24 protein-coding genes and 2 pseudogenes are annotated in these 24514 nt (G+C 60.0%); 17 read left to right on the forward strand and 9 right to left on the reverse strand.

What is annotated here, in order from left to right; genetic code table 11:
* From HX830_RS05435 to HX830_RS05455, 6 genes and pseudogenes are all read left to right on the forward strand, one after another.
* Positions 1-173 (forward strand): annotated as a pseudogene (locus HX830_RS05435) (methyl-accepting chemotaxis protein); the annotation flags it as partial.
* A 42-nt stretch (positions 174-215) separates the two neighbouring features.
* Positions 216-665, forward strand: a complete 450-nt coding sequence (locus HX830_RS05440; RefSeq protein ID WP_177099217.1) for a histidine kinase — start codon at positions 216-218, stop codon at positions 663-665.
* 61 nt (positions 666-726) lie between these two features.
* Positions 727-1593, forward strand: coding sequence for an HDOD domain-containing protein (locus HX830_RS05445; protein ID WP_177099218.1), 867 nt, complete (start codon positions 727-729; stop codon positions 1591-1593).
* A 62-nt stretch (positions 1594-1655) separates the two neighbouring features.
* Positions 1656-2729 (forward strand): annotated as a pseudogene (locus HX830_RS32400) (Cache 3/Cache 2 fusion domain-containing protein); the annotation flags it as partial.
* Between the two features lie 12 nt (positions 2730-2741).
* Complete coding sequence (locus HX830_RS32405) at positions 2742-3584, forward strand: methyl-accepting chemotaxis protein (RefSeq protein WP_371317472.1); 843 nt, start codon at positions 2742-2744, stop codon at positions 3582-3584.
* A 131-nt stretch (positions 3585-3715) separates the two neighbouring features.
* The gene (locus tag HX830_RS05455) at positions 3716-4357 is read left to right on the forward strand and encodes a chemotaxis protein CheW (RefSeq protein ID WP_177099220.1); all 642 of its coding nucleotides are present in this window, start codon (positions 3716-3718) and stop codon (positions 4355-4357) included.
* 73 nt (positions 4358-4430) lie between these two features.
* Here HX830_RS05455 and HX830_RS05460 read toward each other — a convergent pair whose 3' ends face one another.
* Complete coding sequence (locus HX830_RS05460) at positions 4431-5438, reverse strand: AraC family transcriptional regulator (protein ID WP_177099221.1); 1008 nt, start codon at positions 5436-5438, stop codon at positions 4431-4433.
* A 268-nt stretch (positions 5439-5706) separates the two neighbouring features.
* Here HX830_RS05460 and antA point away from each other — a divergent pair, with 268 nt between their 5' ends.
* The 3 genes from antA to antC are packed head-to-tail and all read left to right on the forward strand — an operon-like array spanning position 5707 to position 8653.
* Positions 5707-7110, forward strand: a complete 1404-nt coding sequence (gene antA / locus HX830_RS05465; protein WP_103494336.1) for an anthranilate 1,2-dioxygenase large subunit — start codon at positions 5707-5709, stop codon at positions 7108-7110.
* A 2-nt stretch (positions 7111-7112) separates the two neighbouring features.
* Positions 7113-7604 (forward strand): anthranilate 1,2-dioxygenase small subunit, encoded by a 492-nt coding sequence (gene antB, locus HX830_RS05470; RefSeq protein ID WP_103494335.1) that lies wholly within the window; start codon positions 7113-7115, stop codon positions 7602-7604.
* A 17-nt stretch (positions 7605-7621) separates the two neighbouring features.
* Entirely contained in the window at positions 7622-8653 is a 1032-nt protein-coding gene (gene antC / locus HX830_RS05475) for an anthranilate 1,2-dioxygenase electron transfer component AntC (protein ID WP_177099222.1), read from the forward strand.
* On the opposite strand, the gene HX830_RS05480 is transcribed toward antC, so the two are convergent.
* Positions 8617-10158 (reverse strand): FAD-dependent oxidoreductase, encoded by a 1542-nt coding sequence (locus HX830_RS05480; RefSeq protein ID WP_177099223.1) that lies wholly within the window; start codon positions 10156-10158, stop codon positions 8617-8619. The genes antC and HX830_RS05480 overlap by 37 nt on opposite strands.
* A gap of 139 nt (positions 10159-10297) precedes the next feature.
* Here HX830_RS05480 and HX830_RS05485 point away from each other — a divergent pair, with 139 nt between their 5' ends.
* On the forward strand, positions 10298-10711 hold the full coding sequence (locus HX830_RS05485) for a MarR family winged helix-turn-helix transcriptional regulator (RefSeq protein ID WP_218171198.1): 414 nt from the start codon (positions 10298-10300) through the stop codon (positions 10709-10711).
* 49 nt (positions 10712-10760) lie between these two features.
* Here the strand turns inward: HX830_RS05485 and HX830_RS05490 are convergent, their stop codons facing one another.
* From HX830_RS05490 to HX830_RS05505, 4 genes are read right to left on the reverse strand one after another with little or no spacing between them, the layout of a single operon-like run.
* Positions 10761-11621, reverse strand: a complete 861-nt coding sequence (locus HX830_RS05490; protein WP_177099224.1) for a sugar phosphate isomerase/epimerase family protein — start codon at positions 11619-11621, stop codon at positions 10761-10763.
* Position 11622: 1 nt separating this feature from the next.
* On the reverse strand, positions 11623-12864 hold the full coding sequence (locus HX830_RS05495) for an NAD(P)/FAD-dependent oxidoreductase (protein WP_177099225.1): 1242 nt from the start codon (positions 12862-12864) through the stop codon (positions 11623-11625).
* Positions 12865-12882: 18 nt separating this feature from the next.
* Positions 12883-13203 (reverse strand): MocE family 2Fe-2S type ferredoxin, encoded by a 321-nt coding sequence (locus HX830_RS05500; protein WP_103494329.1) that lies wholly within the window; start codon positions 13201-13203, stop codon positions 12883-12885.
* A 42-nt stretch (positions 13204-13245) separates the two neighbouring features.
* A complete protein-coding gene (locus HX830_RS05505; RefSeq protein ID WP_177099226.1) occupies positions 13246-14343 on the reverse strand; it encodes a fatty acid desaturase family protein in 1098 nt (365 codons plus the stop codon).
* A 183-nt stretch (positions 14344-14526) separates the two neighbouring features.
* Between HX830_RS05505 and HX830_RS05510 the strand changes: the two genes are divergently transcribed.
* Both HX830_RS05510 and HX830_RS05515 read left to right on the forward strand, forming a co-directional pair.
* Positions 14527-15576: a LacI family DNA-binding transcriptional regulator gene (locus tag HX830_RS05510; RefSeq protein ID WP_177099227.1), complete on the forward strand. Its 1050-nt coding sequence runs from the start codon at positions 14527-14529 to the stop codon at positions 15574-15576.
* A 327-nt stretch (positions 15577-15903) separates the two neighbouring features.
* Entirely contained in the window at positions 15904-16776 is an 873-nt protein-coding gene (locus tag HX830_RS05515) for a helix-turn-helix transcriptional regulator (RefSeq protein WP_177099228.1), read from the forward strand.
* 11 nt (positions 16777-16787) lie between these two features.
* Here the strand turns inward: HX830_RS05515 and HX830_RS05520 are convergent, their stop codons facing one another.
* On the reverse strand, positions 16788-17663 hold the full coding sequence (locus HX830_RS05520) for a LysR family transcriptional regulator (RefSeq protein WP_177099229.1): 876 nt from the start codon (positions 17661-17663) through the stop codon (positions 16788-16790).
* A 96-nt stretch (positions 17664-17759) separates the two neighbouring features.
* On the opposite strand from HX830_RS05520, the gene HX830_RS05525 reads away from it, so the two are divergent.
* Positions 17760-19157 carry an MFS transporter gene (locus HX830_RS05525; RefSeq protein WP_177099230.1) on the forward strand — a complete coding sequence of 466 codons (1398 nt, stop codon included), beginning with the start codon at positions 17760-17762 and terminating at the stop codon, positions 19155-19157.
* A gap of 11 nt (positions 19158-19168) precedes the next feature.
* Here HX830_RS05525 and HX830_RS05530 read toward each other — a convergent pair whose 3' ends face one another.
* Positions 19169-19603: a nuclear transport factor 2 family protein gene (locus HX830_RS05530; protein ID WP_177099231.1), complete on the reverse strand. Its 435-nt coding sequence runs from the start codon at positions 19601-19603 to the stop codon at positions 19169-19171.
* A gap of 164 nt (positions 19604-19767) precedes the next feature.
* On the opposite strand from HX830_RS05530, the gene HX830_RS05535 reads away from it, so the two are divergent.
* The 3 genes from HX830_RS05535 (at position 19768) to HX830_RS05545 (ending at position 22179) form a co-directional block, all read left to right on the forward strand.
* Complete coding sequence (locus tag HX830_RS05535) at positions 19768-20877, forward strand: saccharopine dehydrogenase family protein (RefSeq protein WP_177099232.1); 1110 nt, start codon at positions 19768-19770, stop codon at positions 20875-20877.
* Entirely contained in the window at positions 20874-21347 is a 474-nt protein-coding gene (locus HX830_RS05540; protein WP_177099233.1) for a hypothetical protein, read from the forward strand. The genes HX830_RS05535 and HX830_RS05540 overlap by 4 nt, the downstream gene beginning before the upstream one ends.
* Before the next feature lie 136 nt (positions 21348-21483).
* Positions 21484-22179 (forward strand): tRNA (adenine(22)-N(1))-methyltransferase, encoded by a 696-nt coding sequence (locus tag HX830_RS05545; protein ID WP_305729201.1) that lies wholly within the window; start codon positions 21484-21486, stop codon positions 22177-22179.
* 203 nt (positions 22180-22382) lie between these two features.
* Here HX830_RS05545 and HX830_RS05550 read toward each other — a convergent pair whose 3' ends face one another.
* On the reverse strand, positions 22383-23135 hold the full coding sequence (locus HX830_RS05550; RefSeq protein WP_152740843.1) for an SDR family oxidoreductase: 753 nt from the start codon (positions 23133-23135) through the stop codon (positions 22383-22385).
* A 98-nt stretch (positions 23136-23233) separates the two neighbouring features.
* Between HX830_RS05550 and HX830_RS05555 the strand changes: the two genes are divergently transcribed.
* Positions 23234-24175 carry a LysR family transcriptional regulator gene (locus HX830_RS05555; protein ID WP_177099235.1) on the forward strand — a complete coding sequence of 314 codons (942 nt, stop codon included), beginning with the start codon at positions 23234-23236 and terminating at the stop codon, positions 24173-24175.
* Positions 24176-24514: the final 339 nt, after the last annotated feature.

Raw genomic sequence — 24514 nt, forward strand, 5'->3', positions numbered from 1 at the left:
CGGCGGCCGAGGAGCAGGCGCAAGTGGCCCGGGAGGTGGATCGAAGCCTGGTCAGCATTCGTGACCTGTCGACGCAAACGGCGACCGGCTCGCACCAGACCTCCATTGTCAGTGGTGAGCTTTCGACCTTGGCCACCGCCCTCAATGGCTTGGTTGAGCGTTTCAGATTGTAAAGAGTCCAGACCGTTTTTAATAAGTCGCAATGAGAACACATCATGTCTTGGAATCCGCGCCAGCTATCGGCCAGGCAATCGCTAATGGACTCGCGAACACGAATGATCGACATACAAGAATGCCTGGATCATCTCGAATTGATACCCTGCGACGTCGATGCCACCCAATGTTTGGCCCGACATATCAGGTGGTTGGCGCTATCGGCCGATACTGCACTGCTAGCCTCGACCAATGGCTTTTGCCTGGAGCTCTACAATCTAATCAACACCCCGCGCTTCGACAAAAAAATGAACGACACTACGCTGCAAACCCTTAAGAAGTGCTGCAACCTGCTGGCGTGGCAGCTGGAACTCACCAATCCTCGTACGGGCATCTTGCACATGGACCGACGGGAAGAAATTATATTACTCAGTGAATTGAAAAAATCGCTGAAAAGCACACTAACAATCACTACCAGATCATTCAAAACCGCGCGTCTGCTCACCCTATAAAAATACCGCGCCGTGATTATTTAATACCCCTATCTGCTCTCATTGTACCGACAGGCCCCCGATGCTGACCGAACTCACCGCGGAACAAATAAAACTCGCCTTGCAGGGCATCAGCGTTCCCCCGCAGCCACAGATCATGGTGGACCTGCAAATTGAGCAGTACCTGCCGGACCCTGACTTGACAGAGATTGCCAGACTGATTTCTCAAGATCCGGGTATATCCGGTGCATTGCTCAAACTAATAAACTCCAGCTATTTCGGTCTGAGCAACCGTATTTCATCGATTCAACGCGCCGTCAATCTCTTGGGAAGCCGCTCGGTGATCAATCTCATCAATGCGCTTTCCATTAAAAACGAAATGAATGACGACACCATCGTGACCCTCAATCGTTTCTGGGATACGGCTCAAGACGTTGCAATGACCTGCTTGACGCTGGCTAAACGAATTGGCTCACAGGCGATTGATGAAGTCTATGCCTTAGGCTTATTCCATGATTGCGGGGTGCCCTTGATGTTCAAAAAATTCCCGAACTACATGGCTGTTCTGGAGCAAGGGTACACCTCAACCCATCTTCCCCTGCGCGTTGTCGATGCCGAGAACAAAGCCTTTAACACCAATCACGCGGTCGTCGGTTACTTCACGGCAAAGGCCTGGTGCCTCCCCGACCACTTGAGCCTTACCATTGCCAACCACCATAACGCGCTGGCGGTATTCAGCGACGACTCAAATCGACACAGCACACTCAAAAACCTGCTTTCAATTCTGAAAATGGCCGAGCATATCTGTGAATCACATTTGATATTGGGTCAATCACCGCACGATCACGAATGGAACAGTATCGGTCACCTGATACTCGATTATATCGGATTGTCCGAGTACGACTTCCAGGAACTCAAATCCAATATCCGGGAACTCGGCGGCCGCTAGAGGCAACCTGCAAAGATGTCCTTTGAGCCTCCCGTATAACAACACCAGCGAGTGGATGCCCCATGGTTTCTCGTAGCCTGCAATTGAAATTCGTTTTCCCTGTTTTCGCCATTGTCGCGTGTACCACGCTGTTTCTTGTGGTCGTCATTTCCGCAAAGACAAGCAACAACATCGAACAGTCTGCGCAGGACAAAATGCAGGAGCAACTCTCCAGCATGCTGCATGTCCTCAACGTCACCGACACACTGGTGATGGAGCGGGTGAAGGGATCGATGAAGCTGCTGAAGGAACAAGGTCAGCGTCTGCCCGCGCCTTATCAAGGCGAGTCCACAGCCGTCAATGGCAGGATGGTTCCTGAGCTCCTCCTGGGAGGCCAAGCACAGACGAACAACTTCGAACTGGTTGACCGGGTGACCTCAAGTCAGGGCGGCTCGGCGACTTTATTCTCCAAGGTCGGTAGCGATTTTGTCCGCATCAGTACCAATGTGCAGTTCGAGGGTAAGCGCGCCATTGGCACGCTGCTCGACCCCAATGGACTGCCGAGCGCGGCGATTCGCAAAGGCCAGGCGTTCTATGGGCAAGTCGATATCCTGGGCAATCCCTATCTGACCGGCTACGAACCCATTCTAGATGAGCAGAAACGGACGGTGGGCATCTGGTATGTGGGTTACAAAGCCGACATGCAAGCCTTGCAGGAATCCATTGCCAAGAGTCGCATACTGAACGGTGGTTTCGTCGCCTTGCTGGACGACAAGGGCCAGGTGCGTTTTCAATCGCAAAGTGTTCCATTGGATACCGTCCAGCGTGTTGCGGCTAACCACTTGAGTGGCTGGGTCGTGAAACGTGAAACTTTCTCCCCATGGGGATTCACCATCATTGCGGCTTACCCTGAAGATGAGGTTAGTGCTGCCGTAAAGCAGCAAATCATCCAGGTGGCGGCTATGGGCCTGGCGCTGTCAGGGGCCTTGATGGGCCTGGTGTTCTGGCTGTCGCGGTCACTGGTGGTCAGGCCTCTGAACCAGGCGGTATCGATTGCCCGCAGGATCGCCGCGGGTGACTTGTCATCAGCGCCTTCCATCACCTCACGCAATGATGAAATTGGCGACCTGGTCCGTTCGCTGGGCAATATGCAGATGTCATTGCGGCAGATGGTCGGAAATATTGCCGGTAACGCCCAGGGTATTTCCATTCTGTCGTCGTCACTGTCCTCCTCCGCCGAAGAGGTGGCCGCGCAATCAGAGCAACAGAGTGGTGCTGCCGCTTCTGCAGCGGCGGCGTTGGAAGAGCTGAGCACGAGTATCGGACATGTCTCTGTCAAGGCCCGCGAATCCTTTAGTTTGGCCCAAGACGCTGGCGACAGAGCCAGGCTCGGCAGTGTCGTGGTGGAAAAGGCTTCGGCGGAGATGCGCAACATCGCTGACAGCGTCGGCCAATCTTCCCAGCGAATAGCATCGCTCGGACAACATTCCGCCAGGATTTCGATCATTGTCGGCGTCATCAAATCCATCGCCGAACAGACCAATCTACTGGCACTAAACGCGGCAATTGAAGCCGCGCGTGCCGGTGAGCATGGCCGCGGCTTTGCGGTAGTCGCCGATGAAGTACGCGGATTGGCCGAGCGTACAGCCAAATCCACGGTGGAAATCACCACAATGATTGGCTCCATCCAATCGGGAACGGAGCAGGTGGTGGAGACCATGCGACAAGGGCAGAATCGCGCCCACTCCGGTGTTGAAATGGCCAGCGAGGCCGGACATGCCGTGCATGAAATCAGCGGCTACTCCGAACAAGTCGTGGATGCAGTCAATAGCATTTCCGCAGCACTTGAACAGCAAAACGCGGCCAATCATGAAATCGCCGTCAATGTGGCCGATATGGCGATCATGTCTGAAAAAAACACCTTTGCCATTCAGCAAGTCGCGCTGGCATCCCGGCAGTTGCAAGCCTCTTCCAACTCATTACAGGCAACCGTTGACCTGTTCAAGCTATGAGCCACACCCATACATGACCTCGTGATGGTCATGTCAACGGAGCAAGAAAGTAAATCGGCATTGATATCGGCAGCAGACCGATATTGCGGCTTTATCCCGGCAGAACCGCAGGTGGGATTTCTTCGATAAATATGTATGACCTATCATTCTGGCTATTACTGGCCACAGTCCCAGGCAACGCAGCTCTTGACAAGGACCTCGCCGAACTCGCCGCGAGCATGTACGAGATGGCCAAGCTCGCCACCCGCCTCAATGACAAAAGGCAGTCCCTTGACTCTACAATCATCGGCCAGGTGTCGGCCGCCGCCCCCCCCCCCCCAATGCCAAACAGGTACTACCTTTTCTTTATCCTGCGCGACCAGGCGTTCGCGATGAGCACATCGAACATCTACGGCGTCGTCGAGGCCAGCCAACTCGTCACCAAGCCGAGACTGCCAACGAAACCCCGCAAGGCCATCAAGTTGCACGGAACGCTAGTGCCGGTGATCGACTTGGGCGCGCAGCTTGGTGAACAGCCCATCGAGATCGGTCGGAACACCACTATTGTCATCGTGGAAATGCCACTCGACGACCATATGCAGATGATCGACATGATTGTCGACGCGGTAGGAAAAGTAGAAAAAATCCCCTCGTGGGACATCCAACCGCGAGAGACCTTCGACAGCAAGACCTACAATGACTTGACCCTCGGTACGATCATGGTCGACAACCATAGGGTCACCTTGCTGGACATCGGACAAGGATTGTTGACGAATGACTTCGTCATACTTTGAACAACTCTCCCGCGTGCCCGGGCCTCCTGGTTAATTGAGCTCACTCTGCGGCATACCGGATGTATCAAGCTCATCAGAACCTGTCACGCCGGGCATCGACCCGCTGCAGGGTCATGCTCGGCGTCTCATCGAACAGCTTGCGGTATTCGCAGGAAAACCGCCCCAGATGGCTGAACCCCCAGCCCATCGCGATCACCGAGATATTGTGGGCCGAACGATCTTCAAGGATTTCCTGGCGGACACCCATCAGGCGATATTTCTTCAGGTAAGCCATGGGCGACATTTCGAAGTACTTCCTGAAATCTTCGAACAACTTGAAACGCGACACCCCGGCGGCGGCTTCGATATCGTCAAGGTTCAGCGCATCACGGGCATGGGCATGAATGAAGTCCTTGGCGCGAACCAGGTAGTGCGGCAGTTTGATGCCCAGACGTTCTCGCAGTTCCGTGGAGTAGTTGTGCGGCTGGGACAGGATCAGGCCTTTGAGCAAGGCGCTCTCCAGGTCACGATTGAACAGCAGTTGGCCGTACAGCTCACTGCGCTCCATTTCCTCGATAAAGTGCCTGACCGTGCGCCACCACGAGGCAACGGACCCGGTCACCGCATCCATTTCGGGCTCGAAACACAGCGGGGTGTCCAAGGGATGCTGCAACATGTCTTCCAGGGTCTTGCGCATGGCACTGCGGGTGATGACCACCTGCAGCTTGCGGCAGTCGCCGGTGATGCTCAATTGCTGGCTCTGGTTAGGCGAAACGATGACGCCATGATCACGATCAGAGCGTAACAGCACCCCGCCCCTGCTCAGTTCCTGCTCACCGCTCAAGGGCAGGCTCAGGCTGTAGCTGTTGAAGCTGTCGACGTCGGTGACGCCGACCGTGACATCGGTGCCGTACTCGATGATGCCCAGGGTGGTCGACATCGATTTGAGCACGTTGCCACTGTGGTGGAACTGGATGCTGTCGGGTTTGCTCGCATAGAGCAAATGGGGGCCGCAGATAGCCGACATCCATGAGTGAGCGCCGGCCAGATCGAAGCGATCGGCATGAATGTCTCGAAAATGATGTTCGGGTTTGCTACTCATCGGCGTTACTCAACAAGGCTTTTATCGGTACGCGCTCTGACGGCACGTTCGCGGGTATAGAAGCAATCCCCGCGCCAAGTCATCGTTACATAATAGGCGGGCGTCGGGTGTCATCCGGTGAGCAGACGACCTTGTTTCCGGCATTTAGTGTGCGATTACCGGCCACAAAATTTCCGGACTGTCTTCGCCAACTATGCGGATAGACCGCAAGGCTGGCGGCCACTTTAAATGCAGGTACCGATTCGCCCGATGAAACAGGTACCGACTCATGCATTATTCGAAAAGCGTCGCCCAATGGCAGACCTTCATCCAGGGTTGCCTGGACTTCCGTCCGGTGGAAGGCATCTACCGTATCGCCCGGGAAATGTTCACCGAGCCTGAACTGTTCGATCTCGAGATGGAACTGATCTTCGAGAAGAACTGGATCTACGCCTGTCACGAAAGCGAGATCGCCCACAAACACGACTTCATGACGATGCGTGCCGGTCGCCAGCCGTTGATCATCACCCGCGACGGCGAAGGTCGCCTCAACGCCCTGATCAACGCCTGCCAGCATCGCGGCACGACCCTGACCCGCGTCGGCAAGGGCAACCAGTCGACCTTCACCTGCCCTTTCCACGCCTGGTGCTACAAGAGCGATGGCCGCCTGGTCAAGGTCAAGGCGCCGGGTGAGTACCCCGAGGGTTTCGACAAGGCCACCCGCGGCCTGAAAAAAGCCCGTATCGAAAGCTACAAGGGTTTTGTCTTCGTCAGCCTTGATGTCGACGGCAACGACAGCCTGCAAGACTACCTGGGCGACGCCAAGGTGTTCTTCGACATGATGGTGGCGCAATCGGCCACTGGCGAGCTGGAAGTGCTGCCCGGCAAGTCGTCCTATACCTATGACGGCAACTGGAAGCTGCAGAACGAAAACGGCCTGGACGGTTATCACGTCAGTACCGTGCATTACAACTACGTCGCCACGGTGCAGCATCGCCAACAGGTCAACGCCGAAAAAGGCACCGCTTCGGGCGACACCCTGGACTACAGCAAACTGGGCGCCGGCGATGCCGAGACCGACGACGGCTGGTTCTCCTTCAACAACGGCCACAGCCTGCTGTTCAGCGATATGCCCAACCCGGCGGTGCGCCCTGGTTACGCCACGATCATGCCGCGCTTGATCGAAGAATATGGCCAGGACAAGGCCGAGTGGATGATGCATCGCCTGCGCAACCTGAACGTCTACCCGAGCATGTTTTTCCTCGACCAGATCAGCTCGCAGTTGCGGATCATTCGTCCCCTGGCCTGGAACAAGACCGAGATCCACAGCTTCTGCCTGGGAGTCAAAGGCGAGTCGGATGCCGATCGCGAAAACCGTATTCGCCAGTTCGAAGACTTTTTCAATGTCTCCGGCCTCGGCACCCCCGACGACCTGGTGGAATTCCGTGAAGCCCAACGCGGCTTCCAGGCTCGCCTGGAGCGCTGGAGTGACATCTCCCGCGGCCACGACAAATGGGTCACCGGCCCCACCCGCAACAGCGAAACCCTCGGCATCGAACCGGCCCTGACCGGAACCGAATTCACCCACGAAGGGCTCTACGTCAACCAGCACGGCAACTGGCAGCGCTTTCTGCTCGAAGGCCTGGCGCGCAAGGCCGCCGAAGAACAACCCCTGCAACTGCGCGAGGTGTAAGCATGAATTCGCAACTGCAATACCGTGTGGAGCAATTTCTTTACCGCAAGGCCGAACTCTGCGATGCCCAGGACTGGGACGCCTACCTCGAGCTGTTCAGCGAGGACAGCGAGTTCCACCTGCCGCAATGGGACTCGGAGCACGTCTACACCACCGATCCGAAGAAAGGCATGTCGCTGATCTACTACGCCAACCGCGGTGGCCTGGAAGATCGGGTATTCCGCCTGCGCACCGGCAAGGCCGCCTCGACCATCCCGATGCCGCGTACCTTGCACATGGTCAACAATGTGCGCATCGCGGCGCTGGAAAACGATGAGCTGGAGGTCAGGGTCAACTGGCAGACGCTGTACTACCGCATGGCCACTTCCGAGCAGTTCTACGGCCGCGCCACCTACCGCCTGCGGCCCGACGGCGAGAGCTGGAAGATCGCCCGCAAGCATGTGCTGCTGCTCAACGACACGATCAATTCAGTGCTCGATTTCTACCACCTGTAAGCCACGGAGTACGCGCCATGAACCACAAAGTGGCTTTCAATTTTGCCGATGGCAAGACCTCGTTTTTTGAGGTCAAGGCCAACGAATTGCTGCTCGATGCGGCCCTGCGCAACGGTGTGAACATTCCCCTGGATTGTCGCGAAGGTGTCTGTGGCACCTGCCAGGGGCGCTGTGAATCCGGCCAGTACACACAGGACTATGTCGACGACGAAGTGTTCAGCGAAACCGACCTGGCGCAAGGCAGGATGCTCTCGTGCCAGACCCGTGTGCAGTCCGCGGCATCCTTTTACTTCGACTTCGATTCAAGCCTGTGCAATGCCGGCGCCACCCAGCGCATACAGGCCGTTATCGCCAAGGTCGAGCAGGTTTCCGGCAGCACCGCAATCCTGCATGTCGACGCCAGTTCCAGCGAGCGGCTGCTGGATTTCCTGCCCGGCCAATACGCGCGCCTGAAGGTGCCCGGCACCGATGCCTGGCGCTCCTATTCCTTCGCCAACCGACCCAACCCGGGCAATCAGTTGCAATTCCTTATTCGGCTGCTGCCGGATGGTGTGATGAGCAACTTTATCCGCGAACGTTGTGAACCTGGGCAAGCGCTGGAGTTCGAGGCCCCGCTGGGCAGTTTCTATCTGCGCGAGGTCAACAAGCCGCTGGTGATGGTGGCGGGCGGCACGGGCCTTTCGGCGTTTCTCGGCATGCTCGACGAGATGGCCGACAAGGGCGGATGCCAACACCCCATCAAGCTGTTCTATGGCGTCAACCAGCACACTGATTTGTGCGAACTGAATCGCCTGGCGGACTATCAAACCCGCATCGAAGGTTTCGAGTATCACCTGGTGGTCAGCCAGCCGGCGGCGGAATGGCCAGGCAAGACAGGGCGAATTCCCGAACACTTTGATCGCCAGGCCATGAACGCCAATCCATTCGACATTTACTTGTGTGGTCCGCCGCCGATGATAGAGGCGGTCAAAACGTGGTTGACCGAACAGGATGTCGACGGCTTTCATCTCTATTACGAGAAGTTTATCGACAGCAACTCGGGGACCTGACCAGCGACCGCGCTGCCGAGCCCGACCTGTTCAAGGTAGGCCTCCAGCATCGCCACCTCCCCGGCCGCGATAATCGCCCCAATGTAGCCATCCGGCCGCACCAGCAGCCAATCGCCGACCGCCGGATGATAGGCGTCGTGAAAGTGGCCTCCCGAGTCGAACACGTCACCGTGCGGACCGAAAACATGGATATGCAGGCCCGGGCGTGGTTGCACCGAACCACGCTCGACCTGATAGCCCAACAGCGTCCAATGCCCGCCTCGGAACAGTTCGAACAGTCGGCTCGATTGACCGGCGGCCCTCCGGACCGGGGCATCCGGGGCACGGTCGCCGGCGACCACGCCGCTGGCAGATATGGCCTTTCCCAGCGCAAGCGAGGACTCGGGATAACCGATATCGAGCTGGTGCACTTCCCGGCCACGGCGCATCTGGCCTCGGGTCTGGGCATCGAGCAGCCTGGTTGCCAACCCGAGCATCGCGGCCGCCACCGGCCGACGTTCTTCCTCATAGGTATCGAGCAAGATATCGGGCGCCCCCTGCGCCACCGCCGCCAGCTTCCAACCCAGATTGTAGGCATCCTGCACGCTGGTATTGAGGCCCTGGCCACCGGTCGGCGGATGGATATGCGCGGCATCCCCGACGAGGAACACCCGATCGACGCGGTAGTGATCGGCCAGCCGAGCGTTCATGTTGTACGCCGATGCCCAGGACACGGACCGGATCTGGATATCGTCGCGTCCTGTACGCTCCGCCACCATGGCTGCCAGCCCTTGGACGCCAAGGTCGACATCGACGTCGAGCGGAATTGGCCCCTGTATCTGGAACATTTCGGTCCCGGCGAGCGGGCAAAGAAAAAGCTGCCGCTGCATGTCGCCATCGTTGAAACAGTGCCAGACATCCCGCGCAAGCCCCGTCAGCAGCACATCGGCGACGATGGCGCGAACGCCCAGGGTCTTGCCCGGGAAGCCGATGCCAAGGGCATTGCGCACAAAACTGCGACCGCCATCGGCACCCACCAGCCAGCGCGCGCGCAGACTCTGTTCGCCCTTCGGGCCTGAAAGCTGCGCCGTAACGCCGTCCGCGTCCTGCTCGAAAGCGACCAGCTCACAACCGAATTCAGGCTGCCGCCCCAACTCAAGCAGACGCTCGCGCATAACGCCCTCGGTGAGGAATTGCGGCACCATCAGCGGCAGTTGATAAGGCTCGCCCGGCGTCGTGTCATTAGGTTCCATAAGATCGGAATCGCTGTAACCGCCATCGTCGCGGTAATGCCGTTGCAGCGGGTATACCCCGCCCGCCGCGACGAGCCGGTCCAGAATGCCAAGATCCTCGAAGACTTCCTGGGTCCTGGGTTGAATGCCCTTGCCACGGGAACCGCCGAACGGGCCATCCATTTTCTCGATCAGGCGAAAGGAAATCCCCCTTCGCGCCAGGTCAATCGCCAACGTCAGACCCGCCGCCCCCGCACCACAGATCAGTACATCGACTTCACACTGCGCTTTCATCTCGACCTCGATGTGTGTAATTTGCACATATCAGTGTTAGCCCGGAGGGAAAATAGTGTCAACAAAAAATGTGCAAAATACACATATCAATACTCGGATTCGTGAGCTTCATGGGGCATTGGTCGAGATTGTGGGCGTTATGAACCGCCCACAGCGTGACGAAGCGATGGTTCGAGAAGCCGGTATCTCCCTCGAAGGTGCACTGTTCCCGCTGCTGGTCCTGGTTGAACGGCTAGGCCCTATCGGCGTTGTCGAATTGGCTGATCGCGTGGGACGCGACTACACCACGGTCAGCCGGCAAGTGGCGAAACTGGAAAGCCTCGCCCTGGTCGACCGCCAGGCGAACGCGAACGACCGCCGCGTCCGTGAAACGGTCATCACCGAGAAAGGCAAGGTGATGACCGATCGGATCGATGAAGCACGTGAAAGGCTTGGGCAGGCCATTTTCGCAACCTGGGACGACCAGGATGTGGATGACCTGGTGCGCCTGATGCGCCGGTTTGCCGATGAGCTCAAGGGTGATGGTTCGGCTGACTCGGTGAGCGCCGACTGATCGAGTCAGCGCAAAACAATGACCGGCGGATTATCCGGCTGTCACCGGTTCACAGGTTGAGCCGACGGGCATTGTGCCGAGGCTGGAGGCTGTCATTCCACACCCGACGTATCTGCTCCTTGAGCATCAGCGCCTCGTCCCAACGGTTACTGATCTCCAGGCCATCGGCTCCGGTAATGGCGTACGGCGGTGGCCCCAGCTCACAAGTGAAGGACAGGCTGGCCGGGGTATTCGGACGGCTCAGCCAATCCTCGATCCCATAGCGCCACCAACCCAGGAAACGCTCCAGCCAAGGTTGATGCTGGGCAAAACCCAAGGGCACCTGGACCTGCTCGCAACTGGCCACGCGACCATGGAAGCCCCAACTGTGGTGCAGGATCGTCCGGATCTGCTGGTCGTCCTCGGCAGCGGCCGGCTCCGGCAGTTCGCGACCGACGACATAGTGGGACAGATCAGCCAGCAATTGGAGATCCGGCATCTCGGCGAGCAGGTCGAGGGTGAACAACAGATCACTGGTCAGTCGGTAACGATGGGTTTCCAGGAGAATCGGAAAATCCACCTGCTCGGCCAACCGTTGCCAGCCCTCGATCAGGTGGACCGCCTGGGACAGGGTTCGCGGGCGCACGTCCGCCTGCAAGGTGAGGTGATGGCAGCCATGGCGGCTGGCAACCTCCAGCGCCGCCGCCAAGTCATCCACCGTGCGTGGAAAGGCCTGGCCTTCGATCTGCAAACCAAGCCCCCGGGCGGCGGCGCTCAGGCGTGCCGCGTGTGGCCCGATCCAGAAATGATCGGTAACCCCATCAAAGCCGGCGACGGCAATTCGCTCCAGTTGCGCCTCCAGGGGTTGCTCGCATTGGCCACGGTGATCGAGCATCGCCCACAAGGACTGAAACACCAGAAATTCACGCATATCAACTCCGCAGCAAGGGTTTGAGAGGCACGCTGGCATCAGCCAGGAGATGCACATCCAGGGGGATTCGACTGGCAATCAGGCGCTCGCACAACTTGATGTCCTTGGCGACGCTGTTGCCCGGCCCCCACGCGCAGGCCCCTTGCAAACGCCGCTCTGCATCGAGGTAGAACAACAGGAAAGCGCCCCCTGGAAGCGTCCGGCTGACACTCGGTTCGCTACCGGTAATCACCCCGACGGTCTGCAGTCCCCAGTCGTACTGATCGGACCAGAAACCGGGAATCATCTCGAAGGGCAACTCGGCGCCCAGCAGATTGAGCGCGGCATGACGGCCCTGAGCCTCGGCGTTACGCCAGGTTTCCTGACGCTGAAAAGCCCCTTGCGGATGCAGGCGGAACTCGCAGACATCCCCGGCGGCGAAGACATCCGGCGCGCTGCTGCACAATTGCGCATCGACCCGAATCCCCTGCCCCACTTCAAGTCCCGCAGCCCTGGCCAGTTCAATATTGGGTTGCATGCCGATGCCCACCAGCAGCAGATCACAAGGCAAGCGCCGGCCATCCACCAGACGCACCGCCTCGGCCTGCTCGCCGCCCTCCACCGCCTCGATCACCACCCCCAGACGAACCTCCACGCCCTGGCTTCGATGCAACGCCAGCAAAGCCTCGCACAAGCGCTGGGGAAGTACCCGCCCGGCCAGTCTCGGACCAGCTTCGAGCAGAGTCACATGGCAGCCAAGGGCCCGGGCGCTGGCCGCGACTTCAAGCCCGATAAATCCACCGCCGACAATCACCAGCCGTGTCTCCGGACGTAAGCCCTCACGCAAGGCCATAGCTTCATCGTGGGTCCGCAGGTAAAGCACATTGCGCCAGTGTTCGGGAACATTGGGCAGCCGCCGCGCCCGACCGCCGGTGGTCAGCAGCAGGCGGCCATAGGGCAGCCAGCCACCGTCGGCCAGTTGCAATCGATGCCCCTGGGTATCCAGGTGTTGCACGGTGGTGCCCGACAAGTGCTCGATCTCCAGCCCGGCCAATTGCGAACGGTCGCTCAAGCTGTAATCGCCCAGGGCCTGGGCTCCCAGCAGCAGGCCCTTGGACAGCGGCGGACGCTCGTAGGGCGGATGAGTTTCATCGCCGATCAGGATCAGGCGTCCGGAGTAACCTTCGTCGCGCAGGGTCAAGGCGGCCCGGCCGCCCGCATGTCCGGCGCCGACGATGACCAGTGGAGCGTTGCCAATATTCATGACAGAACCGCCCTCCGCTCAGTGGGCAATGGCCAACAACACCCGGCCCGCCTCGACCCGCACCGGGTAGGTCTTGAGGTTGACGCACACCGGCGCCCCCAAGGCCTTGCCGGAGCGGTAATCGAAGCGCCCATTGTGCTTGGGGCATTCGATGACATGCTCCATCACCAGGCCATCGGCCAGGTGAATGGACTCGTGGGTGCACAGGCCGTCGGTGGCGAAAAACTCGCTCTCGGCCGAACGGTAGACCGCATAGCTATGCTGGGCATGGTCGAAGCGGATGACATCTTCTTCATCGATATCGTCCACGGCGCATACGTCGATCCATTGATCTGTCATGACCATCTCTCTTGTTGTTCTGAATGAAGGAAGGTGCCGGTGTCAGCTGGTGGCCAAGGCCCGGGCTGGAGCCTGTGCAGGCTGCGGGACCGGCCGCTGAATGAAATAACCCGGGTCCTTGCGCTGGCGCCAGATTGTCGGGAGAACCTCCCTGAGCGCCGCGAACAGGCTGCTGTAAGGCGGCGGACAATCGTTGCGGATCGCCTCGTGCAACTGTGGCAAGGCGTGGTACGGCACCATCGGGTACATATGGTGCTCGAGGTGATAGTTCATGTTCAGGTAGATAAAACGCAGCAGCAGATTCATATGGATCGTGCGGCAATTGCTGCGGTGGTCCAGGGTGTCCTCGGCCAACCCCACGTGTTGCGAGAGGCCGAACAGGTAGGACAGCCAGCCGCCGTACAGGGTCGGCAAGCCGATGAACATCAGGGGCAACACACTCTGCAGGTACAACGCAGCCCCCACGGTCAGGCCGTAGATGACCAGCCAGATACGGGCACAGGCAATCACCTTGGGCCACTCGGATTCGGGAATGAAGGTCTTCTCCTGAGGGTCCATCCGTCCCAGGGCATGCCGCACCACCGAACACCACGTTTTGTAGGCATGAGGCAGGGCAAACAGGCTGAGGAACATCTTCGCCAGGCTGGGCGGCCGTGGCTCGACGATCTCCGGATCACGGCCGACGACGATGGTATCGGTGTGATGCCGGGCATGGCTCCAGCGCCAGACATGGGGCTCGAACATGATCATGAAACTCGCCAGTTGATAGATCGCATCGTTCATCCAACGGGTCTTGAAGGCGGTACCATGACCGGCTTCGTGCCAACGGGGATTGGCGGCCGTGCCGTAGAGCACGCCATAGGCGAAGAAGAACGGAATACACAGGTAGGAACCCCAGAACCAGTAGCCGCCCCAGCCCGTCGCAACCAGTGCCAGCAGCCAGATCGCAGTGTCGCGCAAGGCCGGGCCGTCGCGACGTTGCATCAGTTCCTTGAGATGTTTACGCGGTATCGGCGATTGATACCATTGGCCCGAGGCGAGGCCCTTTTCCACCGCGCGGGCAGCTTCGGGGCCGGTCAGGCGATAGTCACGGGATGAAGCTCGGGGGGCATGGATAAAGGTCGCGCTTGGTTCGGGCATCTTCTTATTCTCCGCAAGCTGGGTGATTTCAGGCGCTTGCCTGGATGTGGGATCACATCGCTGCAGGAAAATATAGGGAGCCGGGAAATGCTCCTCAATCCCTTGCACTCATTCCCTATCAAGCTATCATCCGGTCCCTGTAGCGCTTGATAGTTTTCTATCAAGGCACTCCTGAGGCCTGCCATGAACTCGCGTGTACGCCCCACCATCGCCACCGTCGCCGAACAGGCCGGCCTGAGTGTCGCGACCGTCGACCGAGTGCTCAATGCCCGCGCCCCGGTCAACCCGCAAACCGCCGAGCGGGTGTTCCAGGCGGCCGAAGCCGTCGGCTATTTCGCCGCCCGGCTGATCGGCCAACGCATCCGCGAACGACGTCCCAGCTACCGTTTCGGCATTCTCCTGCTCGGCACCGCCCAGGCCTTCTACGGCAACCTTGCAGCGGCGATCAACGCAGCGGCGCAACGCCAGCCCGACGCCAACCTGAGCTGCCAGTTCGACTACGTCTTCGATCGCAGCCCCAGTGCCATCGTGGCCCAGATCGAACAACTCGCGGTGCAATGCGACGGCCTGGCGGTGGTCAGCTTCGCCCACCCATTGATCAACGCCTGCATCGCCCAGATCCGTGCCGCCGGCGTACCCGTGGTCGCGCTGCTCTCGGATATCGACGAAGCCGCACAGGAGCCTTATGTCGGCCAGGACAATCACGAGGTGGGACGCACCATGGGCTGGCTGGTGGCGCACACCTGCGGCGCGCGCCGGGGAAGCGTCGCCGCGCTGCTGGGCGGGCACCGCTTTCTCGGGCACCAGGCCCGCATCGACGGGCTGCGCAGCTATCTGGCACAGCACGCGCCGGGGCTGAAAATGCTCGAGGCAGTGATCAACCTGGACAATAACGATCTCACCGAGGAAGTCGCCCTGGACCTGCTGGCGCGCCATGACGATCTGCGCGGCCTGTGCGTGGTCGGCGGCGGTGGCGACGGGATCATCAGTGCCCTCGCGCAACAACCCCGGCCACCGACCTTGTGCAGCATCCTGCCGGAGTCCACCGAACGTTCGCGACAAGCACTGGAGCAAGGCCTGATCAGCCTGGTAATCGACTCACAGCCGCCGCTGTTGGCACAGGCCCTGATCGAACTGATGGTGGAGCTGCAAACCCGGCCGGACTTCGATCCGCTTCGCCAGCGCATCCATGTGCCCTTGCAGATCATGACCTCGGAGAATGCTCGAAGCTGATTGGAACAAGATCCTTCTTGCAGGCTGATGAACCGCTTATTAGACAGCAGCCTGCCGCCCCTGTCTGTCCCTTGAAACCCCGACAACGACTGAAAAGCCGCCCCGGACAACCCTTGCGCAGAAGGCTTCGACAGCCATAAAGGCCAATGGCCATAGGGGGTTTGCCAGGGTTTCCCTCCACCTGAAAAGCCTACAGCTTGCGTCCCTATTTCCCAGTACAGACGTAGGATAAAACCTTGAGATTGAATGTCGGATATCATCGACTGATAACGGCGCCCCCAGCATGGAGCTACTTTTCGAACAATCACTATCAGGGAAGATAACAGCATGAAGCTGACGCACGACCTCACCCACGGCCACGATCCGTACCTTTACCTGCGCCTGGGCGAGCTGGTTTCCAGCGCCGCCGAGGACGCCTTTGCCGAGCATATGCTGGCGTTCGTCAACAGCCTGGTGCCGATTCACGGACTGGACCTCAGCGAATGGACCCTGGATGCGGACCGGACCCGTATCGGCCCGAGCAAATGCCTCGGCAGAGCCGGCCAGCCCCACGACCTTTGCGCGCCGGACACGCTGCCCCATCCGCTGCTGCAAAGCGTCATGGAGATGGAGGCGCCATTGCTGATCCAGCTCAAGACAGCGCCGAGCCCGCAACACCCACGGCGCAGCACTCACCAGTGCCATCTGGTGTCGGGCAGTGGCGATCTGCGCTGGGTCATCTGCGTCCATCGCCTGGCGAGTTTGCGGGCGTTCTCCGTGGCTGAGTTGACGCTACTCAAGAGCCTCTCCGATACGTTGCTACCGCTGGTGGCGCACCGTGCACAGCTGCTGGCCCAACCCGGAACACGATGGACCGGCACCACGCAGGCCGACTCGGAGCTGGAGTCCTTGCATCAGGCCTTCAGCGGAAGGTTGGCGCAGGATGCGGTCAACCTTTCCGCGCGCGAGCAAGAGGTTTGCCTGGGCCTGCTGACCGGTATCACCGTATCGGAAATGGCCCAGCGCCTGAACGTCAAGAACAGCTCGGTGGAAACCTACCTCAAACGCGCCACCACCAAGCTGGGGGTCAGTGGCCGGCATGGTTTGACGCGCTGGATGGCGTTTGTGCCCAGCCGGGCGAAGCATGTATCTGCGGTTGCAGAAGATATGCCTGCCGTACCGGAGGCCAAGGCCGGGACACGAAAGGATCACTATGGGTGAGCCCTGCATCCCTACTCATCGCTCACCTCAATCTCGAACATCTGCTTCATTGCGTCGACGATAAAGTCGATAACCGCTCGAATCATCGGCGAATTACGCAGATCGGCGTGCACGACCAGCCATATGTCGCGATGGAAAGCCTCACCCTCGAACGGCAATCGTTGCAGGCCAGGCTCCTCCTCGCCCATGAAGAGCGGCAGGCCAGCCACACCGATCCCCGTGAGCGCCGCCACTTTCTGCGTACTGAGGTCGCTGACTTCACAGACGATCGGTCGATGAGCAGCGACCGTCAGCATCCATTTCTGATGGGGCATATCCGCATACTGTGGGTCATAGATAATGAAGCCCCAATCATCCGGTTGCCGTGCATGCGGGTAGTCACAGCTGGCGTACAGCCCGAAGGGCATCCGGCCCAATCTTCGCGTGACATTGCGCGGCTCGCTCGGGCGGAACAGCCGTACCGCAATGTCCGCCTCGCGCCGTCCCAGCGAGACGCTCTGTACCTGGCTGGCAATCGACAACTGGATGCCCGGGTACTGCTGACGAAATACCCCCAAGTGTCGGGCGAAGAAATTGCTGGCGAGCACAGGGGGAACACTCAGGGTCACCCTCCCCGTCATCGACGGCTGTTCGGCGCGCGTTACGCGCTCCACGGCGAAGGCACTCGCCTCCATCTGTGTGGCCAACTCGAACACCTGCCGGCCCAGGGCCGTGAGCCGGCAGGCGCGCGGCAAGCGGTCGACCAGACGCACTTGCAACTCGGTTTCCAACGCGCCCAGACGTCGACCAACCGTGGCGTGGTCGACTTTCAGTTGCCGTGCCGCTGCGGAAAGGCTCCCGGTCTGGGCCACGGCGATGAAGTAACGCAGGTTTTCCCAGTCAAACATCGGTGCATTTTCTCCGGTCAACTGTGCAGGTTTATGGAGTATTCGAACAGAAGGACCGTCCTTACGCTAGAGGCTTTCCATGTGAAGGAACCTCCCATGTCCAGCCCGATCCGCTCGCGCCCCGGTTTAACCCAGGTGGCCACCTGTCTCGGATTTGTCGTCGTGCTGATCGATGTCAGCGTCGTCAATGTCGCGCTCGATGCGCTACGTCTGGCGTTCGGCGCCAACGTCCTGGACCTGCAATGGGTGGTCAACGCCTACGGCTTGGTATTCGCCTCCTCGCTGCTGCTGGCCGGGGCGCTGGGGGATCGCTTTGGCGCCAAGCGCGTGTTTATGGCGGGATTCGCCTTGTTCAGCCTTGCCTCTGTCGGTTGCGGCCTGGCGACTTCCCTGGCCGCCCTGATCGGTTGGCGAGTGGTGCAGGGATTGGGTGCCGCGCTGCTGGTGCCCACTTCGCTGTCATTGCTGCGCCAGGTTTTCGAGGACCCGGTTGCCCGCAGCCGGGCCATCGGCTGGTGGGGCGCGGGTGGTGGTATCGCCTTGGCCGCGGGACCGGTGCTCGGCGGCGTGCTGATAGAGAGCTGGGGATGGCGCAGCATTTTCCTGATCAACCTGCCCATCGGTCTGATCGGTCTCTGGCTGACCGCGCGTCATGCTCCCGCCTCTGTAGCGCAGCACGGACGCAGCCTTGATCTACCCGGACAAGTGACCGGTTTACTTGCGCTGGGAACGCTGACCCTGGCCCTGACCGAAGCCACCGAACTGGGTTGGTCCAGTCCAACTGTCCTGGGCGTGATGGGGTTGTGCATCGCCTTCAGCGGCGCCTTTCTCTGGCTGGAGGCGCGCAACCCCGATGCGATGCTGCCGCTGGAGTTGTTCCGGGATCGGACAGTCAGTAGCACGACCGCCATCGGCTTGATCATCAACCTGGTGTTCTACGGAATGGTCTTTACCTTCAGCCTGCTCTTCCAGTCGATCTGGCAATTGACTCCGCAACGCACCGGCCTGGCCTTCCTGCCGATGATGGCGGTGCTGATGCTGATGAATATCCTCGCAGGGCGACTCGCCGAGCGCCTGAGCGAGCGGGTCCTGGTGATGGCGGGACTGACGGTTTCTGCCTGCGGTTACGCCCTGATGCTGCCCGCACTGGCGGCACAGTCCTACACGCTTCTGGTCGTGCCGATGCTCCTTGCCGGCAGTGGAATCGCCCTGGTGATTCCAACAATCACCCAGGCGGTACTGACGGCAGTTCCTGCAAACCGTGCGGGCGTCGCCTCCGGGCTGCTGAATGCGGCGCGACAAGTCGGGGGCGTGATGGGCGTAGCGCTCTTTGGCGGCCTGGTCCGGCACTCGCAGCCAGCGCTGTTTATGCTCGGCATGAAACAGGCACTGATTGCCTGCGTGGTACTGCTGGCGGTGAGCATTGTTACGGGGTTCCTTGGCTTGAAAAAGAACCCCGCTCAACGCCTTGCCGGTAGTCGTGCCGGCGCCTGAAGACGTGAACTTCAGCCCTGGGCCTTCGCGGCCGCCAGGTAGGGTGCCAAACGCCGCCCCATTTCCTCACCGAGTGCCTGCAGCGCGCTCATGGGGCGGACCATGACTTCGAACTCGACGATCTTGCCGGTCTCGTCGAAACGAATCATGTCGATGCCCTTGAGCTGTCGCCCCGCCACCTCGGCGCTGAACTCCAACACCACGCTGAGGCCGTCAGCCGTAGCCAGCTCACGGTGATAGGTGAAGTTTTCAAAGACCTGGATCACCGTGCCGAGGATAGTCGAGACCACCAGTACTCCAGGGTATGGGGTATGCGCCATGGGAGAACGGAACACCACCTCCGCCGCCAACAGTTCGGGCAAGGCGGCCAGGTCGCCGTGGGCGACCATGTCATGCCAGTGTTGCAGCGACGCGGCGGCTTGCGGGTGAAGCTTGAGTTCGGACATCTTGCGTTCCTCGGTATCGTTATTGTTCTGGAGTGCATTCAACGTTCAGCGGACCACCGCGAGCCCTGAAGGTATCGAGGATTTGCGGAGGGACTTCGACCTTCATTGAACTGTGCGGTGCAGCCTTATACCCTAGCCGATCAGAGCTTATGTCAAGGATAGTCATGCGCGTTATTGTAATCGGCGGTTTGGGCAACTTCGGAGCGCGTATCTGCCAACGCCTCGCACAGGAGCCCGGTTTGACCGTGATCGCGGCCAGTCGCAGCACTGGCGGGAGCGTCCACAGATTCAGCTCCGGACAGACCGTAACCACCCTCCCCCTTGATATCCATTCCATCGATTTTGAAGCCCGTCTCGCCGAAGCTTCGCCGGGTTTGGTCATCCACTGTGCAGGCCCCTTTCAGGGCCAGGACTATCGCGTCGCAAAGGCGGCGTGTGCTGCCGGCGCACATTACCTGGACCTCGCGGACGGTCGAGACTTTGTCGAGCACTTCTCAGCCAATGTAGACGCGCAGGCAAAAGCCGCGGGTGTACTTGCCATTTCGGGAGCCAGTAGCGTGCCCGGGTTGTCGTCCGCAGTGGTCGATCACCTGGCCAAGTCCTTTACCCGCGTGGACAGCATCAGGACCGTTATCGCCCCCGGTCAACAGGCCGCACGCGGCATCGCCACCATCAAGGCGGTGTTTGGTTATGCCGGGTTGGCCTTTGCACGCTGGAATGGCGGAGCATGGCGCAAGCAATACGGTTGGCAGGATATCCGGCGCTTCAGTTTCGTCGGCCTGGGCCCACGCCTGGGAGCGGCGTGCGATGTGCCGGACCTGGCCCTGTTTCCTGCTCGATACCCGGGTGTGCGCGATGTCGAGTTCCATGCGGCGCTGGAACTGGGGATTCAGCATATCTGCCTCTGGTCGGCAGCCGCCTTGCGCCGGCTTGGCGTGCCATTGCCGATCGATCGATGGGCGGCTCGGCTGGACGCACTGTCCGCGCGGGTGCTTGATCCGCTGGGCAGCGATAAGGGGGCCATGAAGGTTCAAGTGCGTGGGGTGCTTGAGGGTGGCAAACAAGGTTGTTTGACTTGGCAGTTAACCGCACCGGGCGGGAACGGGCCGGAGATTCCCTGCATGGCGGCGGTGCTGCTCGCCTGCAAGTTGGCGAAGAACGAACTTCGCCTGACTGGAGCGTTCCCGTGCATGGGGTTACTGGAGTTGGAGGAGTTCGAGGTTGAATTCCAACGCTGGAAATTCACGTCTGCCATTGTCGAGGAAGCGCAATGAAGCAACGTCGAATCAGCCTGATCATGCCCTCCTCGGCCGCCGAGGCGTTTGAAGCCTTTCACAACCATAGTGTGCGTCGGCAGTGGGATACGTTGCTGTCCCATGCGGCGGTCGAGGGTGGGGGCAATCACCCTTATATCGGTGCGATCACGATCAACCAAGGGCGTGGTTGGAAACGTCTGTTTGCGTTGCGTACACGGTTCGTTAACTACCTGCCAGCTCAAGTGGCGGCAGCGGTAATTGTGGAACCGGCGGGATGCTTTGAGTGGTGGGCCGCGTCAATGCGCCATCGTGATATTGACGATGCAACCTCGGAGCTGATTTATACGTTTAGCGTCCGGCTGCGACCACGGTGGTTGGGGTGGGTGCTGGATCCGCTGGTCAACCGGGTGTTCGAATGGGAAACCCGGCAACGGTTTGCGGCGATGGCGGCGTACCTGCGGGGTGTTACCAAGGAGCGTGGGGTGTGAGGGTCGGCTTTCGAGCCGAGGCGAGCGGAAACCATAGCCCTGGTCGCCGGCATTTGAAATACGCGGCATTGCTCGATAGAGTCGCGCCCCGATCCGGCCAAAGGTGCCGGATGCTCGTGGTGAAAAGGGGTTGCCGTTGAACGAACAGACATTGTCCATGCGCCTGGAGCGTGTGGCGGCGCATGTGCCCGCAGGTGCGCGCCTGGCCGATATCGGCTCGGATCACGGCTACCTGCCGGTGGCGTTGATGCGCCGTGGCGTTATCGCGGCGGCGGTGGCCGGCGAAGTGGCCTTGACGCCGTTCCACGCGGCCGAACGCACCGTGCGCGAGAACGACCTGGAGCAGCGGATCAGCGTGCGCCTGGCCAATGGCCTGACGGCAATCGAGCCGGGAGACGGAATCACGGCGATCAGCATCTGCGGCATGGGCGGCGAAACCATCCGCGACATTCTCGCGAGCGGCAAGGCACAACTGAGCGGCCAGGAACGCCTGATCCTGCAGCCCAACGGCGGCGAGCAGCCACTGCGCCAATGGCTGATGGAGAATGACTACGGCATCCTCTGCGAGGAACTGCTGCGGGAAAACCGCTTCGACTACGAAATCATCGTCGCCGAGCGCGTCGGATCGGTGATGTATAGCGCCGAGGAGCTGTACTTCGGCCCGTTGCAGATGCAGGCACGCAGCCCGGTGTTTCTGGCCAAGTGGCAGCGCGTGTTGCGCGAGAAGCAGAAGACTCTGGCCAGCTTCGCCCGCGCGCGTCAGGCTGTACCGGAGGAGAAGGTGCAGGACCTCGCCCAGCAGGCCCGGTGGATCACCGAGCTGCTGGCTTGAGAGACTTTAGCTCGCGCTATGACTGATGTGTCCTGAAGCTCAAAGGGAGAACGTCAGCTCTTTATTGAAGTAACTCACTGACACAATGTGACCGGCACCTTTAACGTCAAAGGGTTCACACATGGCGCCAGTAGACACCAAGTCACCTGCACGCAACATCACGCCCCGTTCGGCCGCATGCTGGTAGAGGGCAGCCAGTGAGCTCAGACCAGCCTGGCGCCGCCGTCGATATTCAAGGTGGCGCCGTTCATAAACCCGTTGCTCATCAGGAAAACAACGGCAGCGCCCGCCTCTGTTGCGGTGCCCAGACGATGCAACGGCAGCGACTGTTCCAGCGCTGCCACGAACGCATCACGCCCATCGCCCAGTGCTTTGCTGAAAATGGGGGTATTGATCGGACCGGGTGACAGCGTGTTGACCCGGATCGGCGCCAATTCCAGGGCGAGACCCCGAGCCAGTGCTTCCATCGCAGCTGACGCAGCCGCCAACACAGCGCTGCCATGGGCATTGGGTCGCTCCGACAACATCCCGGAAATAAAGGTGATGGAACCGTCTTTCGCCAGGCGTTCGCCCAGGGCTCGAATGGCATGCACCGACGCCCACATACGTTCCTCAAATGCCTGGCGCAGATGGTCAATCTCGGCATCCAGCACCTTGCCCACCACATACGTGCCGGCAAGGAGCACCAGGTGATCTACTTTCGGGATATCCGCCAGGGCAGCGTAGAGAGCTTGGCTATCGGTGACATCGGCTGCGCGCCAGGCATCCAGGCCGTTGTCGCGGGCGGCCTGCTCGGCACGGCTGGCATCGGAACCGATAACGATCACCTGGGCACCGTCGGCCTTGGCTTGAATGGCCGTGGCCAAACCGATGCCGGACGTCCCCCCGAAAATCACCACGGTACGGCCATGCAGATTGGCGGGCAAAGCTTGATTGAGAGCCGGTGTAGTCGTCATGGTCCATCTCCTTGAACGCCCGGATGGCGTTGATGGGAGAAAGGCTAAAGCCTTGGGTCGAGATTGATAATTAGGGCAAAAGTCGCTTTACTCATGCCATGAAGGAACAAATAGGGTTGGACCGCCTTACCGGTCTCATTGCCTTTGCCCGCGCCGCTTCCCTGGGCAGCTATACCGCCGCGGCCCGCGACTTGTCTGTCTCGCCGTCAGCCATCAGCAAAAGCGTGCAACGCCTTGAACAGCACTTCGCACTAAAGCTGTTCAGCCGGACCACCCGCTCGCTCACCCTGACCCCGGAAGGACGGGATTTGTACGAACGGGCATTGCGTATTTTGCGCGAGGTGGAAGAGATCGATCAGGCCGCCGTTGCTTCTCGGGCCGAGCCTTCCGGCATATTGAAGGTCACCGCGCCGCCGCCGATCGGCCTGAACATCCTGGCGCCTGCCATTCCCAGATTTCGCGAGCGTTACCCAAAGCTCGCTATCGACCTGCGCCTGGGCGACCCGTATGCGGACATCATCGAGCAAGGCATCGACGTCGCGGTACGCGTGGGCAACCTGGCGGACTCGCGGCTGATCTCGAAAGCCTTGGGGCCGCATCGGATAGCCGCTTTCGCTTCACCGGCCTACCTGGCCAGGCGTGGCACTCCGCTGGAACTGAGCGACCTGGCGCACCACGACTGCGTGAACTTTCGTTATCAAAGCTCCGGCCAGGCATTGCGCTGGCCGTTCAATGTGGATGGGAAAGTGATCGAGTGGATGCCGGACTCGGCCATCGTCATCGATGCGAGCGATGCCGTTGCGGCAGTGGTTGCAGCGGGTGGCGGAATCGGTATGTCGCCGACTTATGTCGCGGCTCCCTATGTGGCTCGTGGGGAATTAACGCCGCTCTTTCCTGAGTGTGCGGTGAACCGGGCTTCTATCACGGCGTTATGGCCGGAAAGTCGACGAGGCAGCCCCAACGTCAAAGCGTTTGTGGGGCTGCTCGAGGAGCTTTTCTCGACCCCCACGGTCTGGGACGAGATCGTTCGAAACGCCTGAATATTTGCTTCTGACCAATCAAAGTACAGAGATATCAATCACCAACGTGGACAGCTCAGGACGGCAGAACGAGGTTATCGCCCGGCTCACCACCCGCGACGTCGGGCTTTGGCCAGATAACGTCCAAACGTGACTTAGGCGGATGTTTACGGTTAAAGCCAACTCGCGCGAGAGGTACATAAATTCTTCTACTTCTCTACTTTACGGCCAGGTGATCACCGTATCTGCGACCACCCTGCCGCTCTCCTACTTCGGTGTAGGGAGCCTAATCTCTCACCACTCCAATAAACAGGTCCAAATCGCTGGGTAGCGGCTCTTTGTAGTGGTCAACTGATCCCG

The sequence above is a fragment of the Pseudomonas gingeri genome, from assembly GCF_013385425.1.
Lineage (GTDB): Bacteria > Pseudomonadota > Gammaproteobacteria > Pseudomonadales > Pseudomonadaceae > Aquipseudomonas > Aquipseudomonas gingeri_D.